Source organism: Streptomyces sp. STR69, assembly GCF_024519455.1.
GTDB lineage: Bacteria > Actinomycetota > Actinomycetes > Streptomycetales > Streptomycetaceae > Streptomyces.
Genome location: NZ_JALJRY010000027.1, coordinates 19,782 through 32,567, shown reverse-complemented (window position 1 = coordinate 32,567; position 12,786 = coordinate 19,782). Strand labels below are relative to the sequence as shown.

9 protein-coding genes are annotated in these 12,786 nt (G+C 69.7%); 5 read left to right on the top strand and 4 right to left on the bottom strand.

Annotated elements, in window-relative coordinates:
* Nucleotides 1–17: 17 nt before the first annotated feature.
* Nucleotides 18–1,106 (bottom strand): lytic polysaccharide monooxygenase, encoded by a 1,089-nt coding sequence (locus OC490_RS37490; protein ID WP_262062507.1) that lies wholly within the window; start codon nucleotides 1,104–1,106, stop codon nucleotides 18–20.
* Nucleotides 1,107–1,344: 238 nt separating this feature from the next.
* Between OC490_RS37490 and OC490_RS37485 the strand changes: the two genes are divergently transcribed.
* Entirely contained in the window at nucleotides 1,345–1,728 is a 384-nt protein-coding gene (locus OC490_RS37485; RefSeq protein ID WP_262062553.1) for a hypothetical protein, read from the top strand.
* Here OC490_RS37485 and OC490_RS37480 read toward each other — a convergent pair.
* Both OC490_RS37480 and OC490_RS37475 read right to left on the bottom strand, forming a co-directional pair.
* A complete protein-coding gene (locus OC490_RS37480) occupies nucleotides 1,725–3,293 on the bottom strand; it encodes a sensor histidine kinase (RefSeq protein WP_262062506.1) in 1,569 nt (522 codons plus the stop codon). The genes OC490_RS37485 and OC490_RS37480 overlap by 4 nt on opposite strands.
* Nucleotides 3,290–4,015 (bottom strand): response regulator transcription factor, encoded by a 726-nt coding sequence (locus OC490_RS37475; RefSeq protein ID WP_262062505.1) that lies wholly within the window; start codon nucleotides 4,013–4,015, stop codon nucleotides 3,290–3,292. Before OC490_RS37475 ends, OC490_RS37480 begins: the two co-directional genes overlap by 4 nt.
* A 278-nt stretch (nucleotides 4,016–4,293) precedes the next feature.
* Here OC490_RS37475 and OC490_RS37470 point away from each other — a divergent pair, with 278 nt between their 5' ends.
* Both OC490_RS37470 and OC490_RS37465 read left to right on the top strand, forming a co-directional pair.
* Entirely contained in the window at nucleotides 4,294–7,962 is a 3,669-nt protein-coding gene (locus OC490_RS37470; protein WP_262062504.1) for a S8 family serine peptidase, read from the top strand.
* A gap of 69 nt (nucleotides 7,963–8,031) precedes the next feature.
* Nucleotides 8,032–9,033, top strand: coding sequence for a response regulator transcription factor (locus tag OC490_RS37465; protein ID WP_262062503.1), 1,002 nt, complete (start codon nucleotides 8,032–8,034; stop codon nucleotides 9,031–9,033).
* A 65-nt stretch (nucleotides 9,034–9,098) separates the two neighbouring features.
* Here the strand turns inward: OC490_RS37465 and acnA are convergent, their stop codons facing one another.
* A complete protein-coding gene (gene acnA / locus OC490_RS37460; RefSeq protein WP_315986725.1) occupies nucleotides 9,099–11,813 on the bottom strand; it encodes an aconitate hydratase AcnA in 2,715 nt (904 codons plus the stop codon).
* A gap of 373 nt (nucleotides 11,814–12,186) precedes the next feature.
* On the opposite strand from acnA, the gene OC490_RS37455 reads away from it, so the two are divergent.
* Nucleotides 12,187–12,480: a hypothetical protein gene (locus tag OC490_RS37455; protein ID WP_262062501.1), complete on the top strand. Its 294-nt coding sequence runs from the start codon at nucleotides 12,187–12,189 to the stop codon at nucleotides 12,478–12,480.
* Between the two features lie 53 nt (nucleotides 12,481–12,533).
* Nucleotides 12,534–12,731, top strand: a complete 198-nt coding sequence (locus tag OC490_RS37450) for a DUF4236 domain-containing protein (protein WP_078532723.1) — start codon at nucleotides 12,534–12,536, stop codon at nucleotides 12,729–12,731.
* The last annotated feature ends 55 nt before the right edge of the window (nucleotides 12,732–12,786 follow it).

Here is a 12,786-nt window from a genome sequence, read left to right as displayed (position 1 = left end):
CCGCCCCGAGCACCGGCTCAACCGACCTGGCAGGGAAGGGCAGTTGCCGGGTCACCGCCGTCGCCGTTCACGACGTAGCCGAAGGTGGTGCTCTGCCCCGGACTCAGTGAGCCGTTCCAGTCGGCGTTGTGGACCATCACGTCCTGGCCGGTGTAGGTCGCGTTGCCGTTCCAGAGACTGGCGACCGACTGCCCGCTCGGGAGAGTCCAGTTGACCATCCAGCCGAGCATCGGGACGTCGCCGGAGTTGGTGACGGTCACCTCGGACTGGTAGCCGCCGGGCCAACTGCCCGTCGTACGGCGGGTGGCCGAACAGACTCCGGGTACCGGGTCGGTGGGGTTGCCCGGGTCGTGAATACCCGTCACTTCTCCGTTGCCGCCGTCGAATACGACATCGGAGCAGGAGTAGAAGGTCTCCGTGCTGTCCGAGCGCTGCCAGACCATGTAGATGATGTGCCGCCCCGACTTGTTCGCCGGAAGCTGCCCGGTCCAGGAGTAGTTGGCCTCGACCGTGCCCGGAGTGCCGTTGAGCGGCGGGTGGTCGACGGTGAGGAACGGGGTGGCCTCCATGTCGTCCCAGGTGAGTGCCTTCGTCGGGTCGAAGCCATCCTTGGTGAGGTAGACGTAGAACCAACCCGGGTGCGCCGCCCAGGCGTTGTACGAGAAGTCGACCGTCGCGCCCGAGGTGAGGTGGGTGAGCGGCCAGTCGTCGCGCGGGAGGTTGAAGCCGGTGAAGTTGGGGTTGCCGCCGCTGCACAACTGACCGTCCGGCACGAAGCCGCGGGTGCGGCCGGCGCCGTCGGAACGCAGCACCGAGAACCAGTTGTAGAACGGCGTTGTGCCGCTGACCTGTTGAGCCGCTTTGCAGGCCTGGTTGATGGGCTTGATCTCGCCGGTGGCGGTCAGCGCGTCCTGCCAGCAGAGGAAGGTGCGACTGGCGGGGTTCATGGGTGTGCCGTGGGCCTCGGCCCGGCCACCGGTGGCGAGGATCAGGGCCAGGGCGGGGAGGGTGGTGAGCAGGGCGAGGAGGGTGAGGAAGAGGGCTCGGTGGGGGGTGGGGCGTGGTAATCGCGCGTTGGTTACCGGGACTTGGGTTGATGTTGTCATAGGCATGACAGTTCTACGTCCCTTCGCTCGGCGGTCGTGAGGAACATGCGGAGGTGGAGGCGTGGGGTGGGGCGATCCGGCGCCATCCGGCGGGTTCCGGACCGTCGGGCGGGTGGGAGCGCTCCCACCCCACTGTCCGTGAAGTTAGCGCGGACTGGGGAGGCTGTAAACGGCGGGCGGCCCCGGAGTCGCGCTTGGGGCCGGCTCGTTCGGGAGCCGAGTCTCATACGATCCCGCCATGATCGCAGTCGTCACGGTCGCGCCGGCCTTCGCCGGGTATGCCGCCACATACCTCAACGGTCTGCGGCTGACGCAGCGGCAGGAGCGGCTCGCCCGGGTCAATCGCCAACTCAGCGACTTCTGCGGGCCGTTGTTCGCACTGCCGGAGGCCGACGCACAGGACTCCACCGGCACCGCCGTCTACCCGTCGTGGCTGAAGCTGGTCCGCAACGGCACCACGTACAGCGGCTATTACTCCACCGACGACGTCACCTGGAACCTGGTCGGCACGATCGACGTCCCGACCGCCGCGGCCACCCAGGACGTCGGCCTGACCCGGACCTCGCACGCCTCGGGGACCACGGGCGGGGCCGACTTCGACTCGTTCACGACCACTCCCTAGCGGTCGGTCGCGGAGACGCGCCCGTACAGCGGTTGGACCGGCGCCGTGCGGGCGCGTATCTGTGTTTCGGCGGGCGGGAGTTCGGCTGCCGGGAGTTCGATGGTGAACTCCGTGCGGCCGGGGACGCTGGTCACGTCGATACGGCCGCCGTGGGCTCCGGTGATCGCCGTCGCGATGGCCAGGCCGAGGCCGGAGCCGCCCTCCTTGCCGCCGGACCGGGCGCGGGAGGCGTCGGCGCGGGTGAAGCGTTCGAAGACCGTGGGCAGCAGGGTCGGGGGGATGCCGGGGCCGTCGTCGCGCACCCGGATGACGACGGTGTGGGCGGCCGTGGCCTCGACGCTCGCCGTGACCGTCGTGCCAACAGGTGTGTGCATACGCGCGTTGGCCAACAGGTTGGCCAACACCTGGTGCAGTCGGGCCTCGTCGCCGATCACCAGGGCGGGGGCGTCCAGGGACAGGTGGAGCTGCCACTCGTGGCCGGTGCCGGCGGCGCGCGCGTCCCAGACCGCCTCGGCGAGCACGGCCGCGAGGTCCACCTCGGCGGACTGCAGCGGCCGGCCCTCGTCGAGCCGGGCGAGCAGCAGCAGGTCCTCCACCAGGCCCGTCATCCGCGCCGACTCGGCGGTGACCCGGCGCCAGGCGAGCCCGGGTTCGATGCGGTCGGTGCCGCGGTTCATCAGCTCGGCGTAGCCCGCGATGGAGGCCAGCGGGGTGCGGAGTTCGTGGCTGGCGTCGGCGAGGAAGCGGCGCATGCGTTCCTCGCTGCGGCGCATCTGCTCCTCGCTGCGCTGGCGTTCGGCGAGCGAGGACTCGACGTGGTCGATCATGCGGTTGAGCGCGGCGCCGACCTGTCCTGCCTCGCTGCCCGGGTCGGTGTCCCGCTCGGGCACCCGGGTCAGCGCGGTGACCTCGCCGTGGCCGAGCGGTGAGCGGGAGACCTGGACTGCGGTGGCGGCGACCCGGCCGAGCGGCCGTAGCTGCCGTCGTATGACCACCGCGCACAGACAGCCCGCCGCGGTCAGTCCGACGAGGGCGACGCCCGCCTCGACCGCCACCAGACCGCTGATCATGTCCTGTACGTCGTCCATCGGGAGCCCGGTGAGGACCCGGACGCCACCGGTGTCGAGGGCCCTGAGCCGGTAGGTGCCGAGGCCGGGGACGGACCGGGTGTGCATCGCGCTGTCGGCCGTGATGCCCGCGAGGGCTGCGCGCTGGGCGGCGGTGAGGTTCTGGGGCGGGGCGTCCTGCCTGACGACGGCCGCGGCGATGATCGAGCCGCTGTCGTCGAACCGTGCGGCGAGCGTCCCGACGGCGTGGCCGTTCTCCATGAGGAACCCGAGGTCCCCGTCGAAGCCCGGGTGGTGTTCGGCCCCGCCCAGGCTTCGCTGGGCCGCGTCGACGACCCGGTCGTCCAAGTCGCCCAGCAGATAGGCGCGTTGGACGAAGACCGTGGTGAGGGACATCGCGGCGCAGACCACCACCAGGGTGGCGCTGATGAAGAGCAGCAGGCGGGTGCGGAGTGAACGGCCTTGCAGGCGGCCTCGGTTGCGGGTCAGGAGGTTCATCTGCCGTCCTCCACGGGCCGTATGGCGTATCCCATCCCCCGGACGGTGTGGATCATCGGAGCGCGGCCCCGGTCTATCTTCCGGCGGAGGCTGGAGATGTAGACCTCGACGAGGTTGCCGCCGCCGTCGAAGGAGGTGCTCCACACGTGGTCGAGGATCTGCGCCTTGCTCAGCACCTGGCGGGGATGGTCGAGAAGCAGGGTGAGCAGGTCGAACTCCTTGGCGGTGAGCTGGATCGGCTCACCGGCGCGGCGCAGTTCGCGGGTCTCGCCGGACAGCACGAGATCGCCGAGGACCCGTACGGAGTCGTCGGCCGGGAGCCGTTCGCTGCCCGCCCGGCGCAGCAGTCCGCGCAGTCGCAGCACGACCTCCTCCAGGGAGAAGGGCTTGGTGACGTAGTCGTCGGCGCCCGCCTCCAGACCGTCGAGGCGGTGCTCGATGGCGTCGCGCGCGGTGAGCATGAGGACGGGCAGCCTCGGGTTCTCGTAGCGCAGCCGGCGCAGTACCTGGACGCCGTCGAGGTCGGGCAGCATGCCGTCGAGGACGACGGCGTGCGGGGAGCAGCCGCGGGCGATCCGCAGCGCGCTGTGCCCGTCCGGCGCGGGGTAGGGCCGCCAGCCGGCCTCGGTGACCGCGACGGAGAGCAGCTCGGTGAGCGCGGGCTCGTCGTCGACGATGAGCACGCGTACGCGGCTGCTGCGGGTCCCGGTGGTGCCAGTCATGTCCGGATTCTGTCCCGGTCCGCTGAGGGAATCCTGTGTTCCACCTGAGGCGCAGCCGTGCGAGCGGACGGGAATCCGGGGCGAGGGCACGGGCGGGCGAGGGGCCGGGGCCACCCGCCCCGACCGGCGGATTCGCCAACTTCCTTGACCGAAGGGGGCGTTGGCACTCTCCGGCCACGTGATTCCCTTGAGCCGCCCTCGCCCCGGCACTCACTCTGATGGCTGGCTTCCGCTCACCGGGCGGAAGCGTTTCCGCGTTCAGGGGAGGACGTCCACCCATGCGAAGACTCCACGCCCTGTGGGCCGTGGCCGGAACGGCCGGACTGCTCGCGGGGGCTCTCACGCCCGCGACAGCCGCCACCGGTTCCACGGTCTCCACCCACCTCACGGGCCCGAGCACCGCCCCACCGCAGACCGTCACCCTCATCACCGGCGACACCGTGACACTCAGCGCCGGACCGGACGGCAGGAACGCCGTCGACGTCCGGCGCGGCAAGGGCCGCGAGGCCGCCACCTTCCTGTCCAGCGAGAAGAACGGCGAGATCAGCGTCCTGCCGGCGGACGCAGTCCCGCTCATCAAGGCGGGCCGCCTCGACCCGGCCCTGTTCAACGTCACCCAGCTGGTCAAGCAGGGGTACACGGACGCGAAGACCGGCTCCACCCCGGTCATCGCGACGTACAGCAAGGGCACCGAGACCCCCGAGGGCGCGCGCCGGACGCTGGCGCTGCCGGGGATCGACGGCGCCGCGCTCAGCGCGAAGAAGTCCACGGCCTTCTGGTCGGACATCGCCCCGGCACTCGGTACCGCGCCCACCGCGAAGGCCTCGAAGCAACTCGGCGACGGCATCGACAAGGTCTGGCTGGACGCCAGGGTGCAGGCGTCCCTCGACGTGAGCGTGCCGCAGATCGGCGCGCCCGAGGTGTGGAAAGCGGGCTACGACGGCACGGGCGTCGAGGTCGCGGTCCTGGACACGGGCGTGGACACCGGGCACCCGGACCTGGCCGGGAAGATCGCCGGGTCGGAGAGCTTCGTACCGGACGAGACGATCCAGGACGGCTTCGGTCACGGCACCCATGTGGCGTCCACGATCGTCGGCTCGGGCGCGGCCTCGGGCGGCCGGTACAAGGGGGTGGCGCCTGGCGCGCGGCTGCTGGTCGGCAAGGTGCTGGACGACACGGGCCACGGCCAGTCGTCCTGGATCATCGCGGGCATGGAGTGGGCGGCGCAATCCGGCGCGAAGATCGTCTCGATGTCCTTGGGCGGGACGGCGTACGGTCCCTCCGACGTGCTCAGTGAGACCGTCGACCAACTGTCGGCGTCCACCGGCGCGTTGTTCGTGATCGCGGCCGGCAACGCGGGCCCGGGCGAGCAGACCGTGGGCACCCCGGGCATCGCCGACTCGGCGCTGACCGTGGGCGCGGTCGACAAGTCGGACCAGCTGGCCTCGTTCTCCAGCCGTGGTCCGCGCCCCGGCGACTTCGCGGTCAAGCCGGAGATCACCGCGCCGGGCGTGAACATCACCGCGGCCCGCGCCGCCGGCACCACCATGGGCACGCCGGTGGACGCCGACTACACGACGGCGAGCGGCACTTCGATGGCCACCCCGCATGTCGCGGGCACGGCGGCGCTGGTCGTGCAGGCCCATCCGGACTGGACCGGCGAGCAGATCAAGGAGGCACTGGCCAGCACCGCGAAGACGAACGCCGACGACTCCGTGTTCGAGCAGGGCGACGGCCGGGTCGACGCCGTACGGGCGGTCGAGCAGGACGTCTTCGCGACCTCGACGCTGAGCTTCGGCAGGTTCGAGGACGGTGACAACGGTGTCGTCAGCAAGGACATCACGTACACCAACACCACTGACAGTCCGGTGGAGTTGAAGCTCTCGTCCTCGCTCGCCGACCTCACTCTGGGCGCGGACACCCTGACCGTGCCCGCACGGGGCACCGCCACCGTCTCCGTCGGCGTCGACCCGGAGAAGGAGGCCGAGGGCCGGTACACGGGCCATGTCACGGCGACCGCCGACGGCGGCGTCCAGGTCACCACGGGCGTCGGCTTCGAGAAAGCACCGAAGACGTACAACCTCAAGGTCTCGATCGTGGACCGGGAAGGCAATCCGTCCACCGGGGCGTCGCTCTACACCCTCCAGGAGCTGAACGGCGCCTACCCCGACGAGTACGGCTTCCTCGGCACCGGCTGGACCTGGCAGGTGCCGGCCGGCACCTACTCCATCGCGACCTGGATCCCGGACCGGGACGGGAGCGGCCTGGCCGTGGGCACGTCGGTCGTCGGCAACCCCGAGATCAAGGTCGACGGGGACACCGCGGTCGTCCTCGACGCCCGCAAGGCGGTGGAGATCAAACCGAAGACGAAGGAGGACTCCGAGTTCCGGGGCTTCAGCACCAGTTGGCACCGTGAGGGGCCGGGCAGCGCCTGGGGGCTCACCTACAGCCAGGGCTTCTGGACCGACCACGTCTATGTGGCGCCGACCCCGCAGGTGACCGTGGGCACCCTGGAGTTCAGCGCCAAGTTCCGTTTGTACGCCAAGGAGTTGACGGCGAGCGTCACCAGCCCGGAGAAGACCGCGCTGTCCTCGCTCTACTACTCCCAGACGTACAACGACTTCCCGTTGAAGATCAGCGGTGACCACACGGTGCGGGCGGTGGACGCGGGCGGCGGTACCGCTGCCGACTTCGCGGGGCTCGACGTCAAGGGCAAGGTGGCCGTCGTCGGGATCGGTGCCACCGAGCGGGCACAGAGCGCGCTGGACAACGCGACCAAGGCCGGGGCGGGTTACCTCATCGTCTACCGCAAGACGCCGGGCTTCTGGATCGAGGCCGTGGACCGGGCGACCACCGTCCCGCTGATGATCGCCACCGGCGAGGAGGGCGCCCAGCTGGCCGGCCTGCTCAAGACCGGCAAGAAGGTCACGCTGAAGCTGAGCGGCACGCCGGTCAGTCCGTACGTCTACAACCTGCTCGCCGCGCAGAGCGGCGCCATCACCGCGAACCAGACCTACCGCCTCGACAAGTCCAACACAGTGAAGCGGAAAGCCCGTTACTACGGTGCCACGGCCGGCGAGATGGGCGCGGACACCCTGTACACCTTCCGTCCCTGGCAGCTCTTCAGCATCGAGAACAGCGTGTACACGCAGCTGGGCACGGAACGCGACGAGTACTATTACGTCGACCCGGACACCCGTACCAGGCACGTCGTCTACCCGAACTGGCAGACGTACCGGGGCGAGTGGAGCCCGTTGCACACCTTCACCAAGGCGGCCACCGAGCCCACGGAGAACTGGCTGCGCCAGGCCCTCCGGCCGGGCAGCAGCGAGGAGTACGGCCTCTCGACCCGCACCGGCGACAAACTCACCCTCTCCGTACCGGAGTTGACCGACTCCACACCGGGCCACTACGGATATGTGGACGGCGTCGACACCACCGCGCAGGGCAGGCTCTACGCGGACGGACAGTTCGTCGGCGACTCGACGCTCGGCGGGTACGGCGTCTTCGACGTCCCGGCGACGAAGGCCTCGTACCGCTTCGATCTGGACGTGCAGCGCAAGGCGGCCTGGGCGAAGTACTCCACGAGCACGCACACCGAGTGGACCTTCGCCTCGGCGCACACCGACACCGCGACGGCACTGCCACTGCTCACCGTCGGCATCGCTCCGAAGGGCCTCGACCTCCTCAACCGGGCCGACGGCAAGCGGGAGTTGACGGTCGGGCTGGCGGTCGCGAACCAGTCGGGAAGCGTCCGGGCGAGCAGTCTGAAGGCCTGGGTCTCCTACGACGACGGCGCGTCCTGGAAAGAGGTGAGCGTCAAGAAGGGCGAGGCGCGGTTCCGGCCCGCGAAGGGTGCCACGTCGGTGTCGCTGCGCGTGCGGGCCGCCGACCGCGACGGCAACGGGATCGACCAGACCGTACTGCGGGCGTTCGGCCTGAAGTGAGCCTGAAGTGATCGGACGGGCCGAGCCACGGTAAGGATTCTTAACAATCAAGCTCTACCGTGGCGAGCCATGGTGAACACGGCGCAGGATCCCGCACGACAGACCCCTGCCGCGAGCCCTTGGGCCGCGGTGGGGGTCTCGGCCTCCGACGAGCTGGTGTACCGGTCGATTCTCCATCAGCCCGACGCCGGCACGGTCGGCTGGGCGCTGCTGAGCGGGGCGACCCCGGCCGAGCTGCGCGAGGCCTGCAACCGGCTGCTCACGCTGGGACTGCTCCAACCGCCGGACTCCATGGGCGGGTTACGGGCTGTCGACCCGCGGGTGGCGATCCGTGCGCTGATCCGGCGGCGCGAGACGGAGTCCGAACTGGTCGCCGCCACCGCCGAGGAGATGGCCACCGCGTACGAGGCGGGCCTGCTGCGCGAGGAGCCGTCCCGGCTGATCGAGGTCGCCTCCGGCGAAGGCGCCATCGCGGCCCGCCTGGAGGAGATGTACGCCCGCGCCGAACACGAGGTGTGTCTTTTCGACACCCCGCCCTATCTCGCCCCGCCCGCACCGCAGGTGGACCTCCAGGCCGACCTGCTCAAGCGCGGGATCGTCTCGCGCGGCATCTACGCGGCGACCGCCCTGGAGGATCCGAACGCCCTGTCCCGCGCCTGGAACATGGTCGAACTCGGCGAGCAGGCCCGGGTGTTGCCGTCCGTGCCGCTCAAACTGCTGGTGGTCGACGGACGCCGGGCCCTGCTCCCGCTGACCTCGTCGGAGGCGGGCGGCTACTGCGCCGTCGTCGTATGGCACTCGGCGGTGACCGAGGCCCTTCAGAAGCTCTTCGAGCTGGCCTGGCAGCAGGCGACTCCGCTCGGCCGGCCCGCAGGGAACGGCGAACTCTCCGAGGACGAGCAGGCGTTGACGCGGCTGCTGGCGGCCGGACTGAAGGACGAGGCGGTCGCCCGTCACCTGGGGGTGAGTCTGCGCACGCTGCGGCGGCGGGTGAGCGACCTCCAGGAACGGCTCGGGGCGGCGAGCCGGTTCCAGCTCGGGCTGCGGGCCGCGCAGCGCGGCTGGCTGTAGCACAACGGCGGAGGGCCGCACCCCCGTCGCCGGGGATGCGGCCCTCAACCGCCGTACCGGAGCCGCTAGTTGCGGATCAGGTTGCGCAGCACGTACTGCAGGATGCCGCCGTTGCGGTAGTAGTCGGCCTCGCCGGGGGTGTCGATGCGGACGACCGCGTCGAACTCCACGCCGGTGTCGGTGGTGACCTTGACCGTGGCGGGGGTGGTGCCGTCGTTCAGCTCGGTGATGCCGGAGACGGAGAAGGACTCCTCGCCGGTGAGACCGAGGGACTCGGCGTTCTGGCCCGCCGGGTACTGCAGCGGGACGACACCCATGCCGATGAGGTTCGAGCGGTGGATGCGCTCGTAGGACTCGGCGATGACGGCCTTGACGCCGAGGAGCGCGGTGCCCTTGGCGGCCCAGTCGCGGGACGAGCCGGAGCCGTACTCCTTGCCGGCCAGGATGACCAGCGGGATGCCCTGCTCGATGTAGTTGCGCGAGGCGTCGTAGATGAACGACACGGGGGCGTCGGCCTGCGTGAAGTCGCGCGTGAAGCCGCCCTCGGTGCCCGGCGCGACCTGGTTGCGCAGGCGGATGTTGGCGAAGGTGCCGCGGATCATGACCTCGTGGTTGCCTCGGCGGGAGCCGTAGGAGTTGAAGTCACGCCGCTCGATGCCGTGCTCGGTGAGGTACTTGCCGGCCGGGGTGTCGGCCTTGATGGCGCCGGCGGGCGAGATGTGGTCCGTCGTCACCGAGTCGCCGAGCTTGGCCAGCACGCGGGCACCGGCGATGTCGGAGACCGGGGTGGTCTCCATCGTCATGCCCTCGAAGTACGGGGGCTTGCGCACGTAGGTCGACTGCGCGTCCCACTCGAAGGTGTTGCCCTCCGGGATGGGCAGCGCCTGCCACTGGGCGTCGCCGGCGAAGACGTCGGCGTAGGACTTGTTGAACATGTCCTCGCCGATGGAGTTCGCGACGACGTCGTTGACCTCGGCCTCGGTGGGCCAGATGTCTTCGAGGTAGACCGGCTTGCCGTCCTGGTCGACGCCGAGCGCGTCCTTGGTGATGTCCACCTTCATGGAGCCCGCGAGGGCGTACGCGACGACCAGCGGCGGGGACGCCAGGTAGTTCATCTTGACGTCCGGGTTGATCCGGCCCTCGAAGTTGCGGTTGCCGGAGAGCACCGAAGTGACGGCCAGGTCATGGTCGTTGACGGCCTTGGAGACCTCTTCCGGCAGCGGGCCGGAGTTGCCGATGCAGGTGGTGCAGCCGTAGCCGACGAGGTTGAAGCCGACCTTGTCGAGGTAGGGGGTGAGCCCCGCCTTGTCGAAGTAGTCGGTGACGACCTTGGAGCCCGGGGCGAGGGTGGTCTTGACCCACGGCTTGCGGGTCAGGCCCTTCTCCACGGCCTTCTTCGCGACGAGCGCGGCGGCGACCATGACGTACGGGTTCGAGGTGTTGGTGCAGGAGGTGATGGCCGCGACCGTCACCGCGCCGTGGTCGAGCTCGTAGGTCGAGCCGTCGGGGGCGGTCACTGTGACCGGGTTCGACGGGACGCCGTTGGTGGCGGCCGGGGAGTCGGAGGCCGGGAAGGACTCCTTGCCCGCCTCGTCGTCGTCCGCGACGTAGTTGCGTACGTCGCTCTTGAACTGCTCGGAGGCGTTGGCGAGGACGATGCGGTCCTGCGGGCGCTTCGGGCCGGCGATCGACGGGACGACCGTCGAGAGGTCCAGCTCCAGCTTCTCGGAGAAGTCGGGCTCGGCGGCCGGGTCGAGCCAGAGGCCCTGCTCCTTGGCGTACGCCTCGACGAGCGCGACCTGCTGGTCGCTGCGGCCGGTCAGGCGCAGGTACTTCAGGGTCTCGTCGTCGATCGGGAAGATCGCGGCGGTGGAACCGAACTCCGGCGACATGTTGCCGATGGTGGCGCGGTTCGCGAGGGAGGTCGCGGCGACGCCCTCGCCGTAGAACTCGACGAACTTGCCGACCACGCCGTGCTTACGGAGCATCTCGGTGATGGTCAGCACGAGGTCCGTGGCGGTGGTGCCCGGGGTCAGCTCGCCCGTGAGCTTGAAGCCGACGACGCGCGGGATGAGCATCGAGACCGGCTGGCCGAGCATCGCGGCCTCGGCCTCGATGCCGCCGACGCCCCAGCCCAGCACACCGAGGCCGTTGACCATGGTGGTGTGCGAGTCGGTGCCGACGAGGGTGTCGGGGTAGGCCTGGCCGTTGCGCACCATGACCGTACGAGCGAGGTGCTCGATGTTGACCTGGTGGACGATGCCGGTGCCCGGCGGGACGACCTTGAACTCGTCGAACGCGGTCTGGCCCCAGCGCAGGAACTGGTAGCGCTCGCGGTTGCGGCCGTACTCCAGCTCCACGTTCTGCGCGAAGGCCTCGTGGGTGCCGAACTTGTCGGCGATGACGGAGTGGTCGATGACCAGCTCGGCCGGCGCCAGGGGGTTGATCTTCGCCGGGTCGCCGCCCAGCTCCTTGACGGCCTCACGCATGGTCGCGAGGTCCACCACGCAGGGCACGCCGGTGAAGTCCTGCATGATCACACGGGCCGGCGTGAACTGGATCTCCTGCGACGGCTGGGCCTGCGAGTCCCAGGTGCCGAGGGCGCGGATGTGGTCGGCGGTGATGTTCGCGCCGTCCTCGGTGCGGAGCAGATTCTCCAGCAGGACCTTAAGGCTGTAGGGGAGCCGGGCCGAGCCCTCCACCTTGTCCAGGCGGAAGATCTCGTACGACTCGTCGCCCACCTGCAGCGTGCTGCGGGCGTCGAAGCTGTTCGCCGACACGACAGTCTCCTTCATTGATGTGCGCGTTCCCACCGCATCCTGCCGCCACAACGTCTTGGCCGATCCGCTAAGGTAAGGCTAAGTTAGGCAAGCCTTACTGCCGGGATCGGCGGAGTGTGCGGCTGCGGTGCACCTCGGCAGATATCTCGATGTCGAGATAACTCTAGTACACGGGGGCAGATTGGTCATGCCCGGCCGCCCGCACCCCCTCACAACCGGACGATCCCGTTCGCCTCCCCGTACTTATCGAACGTGCGTACGATTCAACAAGAGCCTCGGGAGATACCCGTACGGCTCCGCACGAGGGGGTACTTTGTCCAGGATTTCGAGACGGTCTCTGCTCGCACACTCCGGAACGACGGCCGTCGGCGCGATGGTCGGGGGCACGGCGGCAGCGCAGCCCGCCCAGGCCACGGAGGCCGCCGCGGACACCACGCCGGCCGACTTCCCCAAGGGAACGCTCTTCGCGGGGACGGCCCTCCTGGGCGTCAACCCGGAGAATCCGCGGCTCACAATCAAATTCAGCGTCGCCGCGAGCGAGGCACCGCCGACGGCCAACGACATCACACCCACGGACATCGCCGACCTGCTCAACGACTTCGCCGCCTCCCGCGGCTGGCAGCCGTTCACCTTCTACGGCACCCCGGCGCCCGCTCCGCTGAACTGACGCCATAGTCACGGGAGTTCGGGGTACCCGGTGCGGGACGAAAGGGGGCGGGCATGCCGCTCACGTTCCGCAAGAGTTTCCGGATCCTTCCCTGGCTCCGACTGAACATCAACAAGGGGTCCATGTCGTTCACGACAGGGGGCAAGCGCGGCCCGCGGTACACGCGCAGCACTTCAGGACGTCGTACGACATCGATGGATTTGCCCGGGCCTTTCGGGTGGCGCAAGACTCGCACCAAGAAGGACGACTGACCGGCCGTCACCCGAACGGCCCCCTCAAGAGGCGCCATCTCATATCTGAGATAAC

Coding starts and splice junctions, on each gene's coding strand:
- OC490_RS37490 (WP_262062507.1), bottom strand. CDS start 1,106: ATGACAACATCAACCCAAGTCCCGGTAACCAACGCGCGATTACCACGC.
- OC490_RS37485 (WP_262062553.1), top strand. CDS start 1,345: ATGATCGCAGTCGTCACGGTCGCGCCGGCCTTCGCCGGGTATGCCGCC.
- OC490_RS37480 (WP_262062506.1), bottom strand. CDS start 3,293: ATGAACCTCCTGACCCGCAACCGAGGCCGCCTGCAAGGCCGTTCACTC.
- OC490_RS37475 (WP_262062505.1), bottom strand. CDS start 4,015: ATGACTGGCACCACCGGGACCCGCAGCAGCCGCGTACGCGTGCTCATC.
- OC490_RS37470 (WP_262062504.1), top strand. CDS start 4,294: ATGCGAAGACTCCACGCCCTGTGGGCCGTGGCCGGAACGGCCGGACTG.
- OC490_RS37465 (WP_262062503.1), top strand. CDS start 8,032: ATGGTGAACACGGCGCAGGATCCCGCACGACAGACCCCTGCCGCGAGC.
- OC490_RS37455 (WP_262062501.1), top strand. CDS start 12,187: ATGGTCGGGGGCACGGCGGCAGCGCAGCCCGCCCAGGCCACGGAGGCC.
- OC490_RS37450 (WP_078532723.1), top strand. CDS start 12,534: ATGCCGCTCACGTTCCGCAAGAGTTTCCGGATCCTTCCCTGGCTCCGA.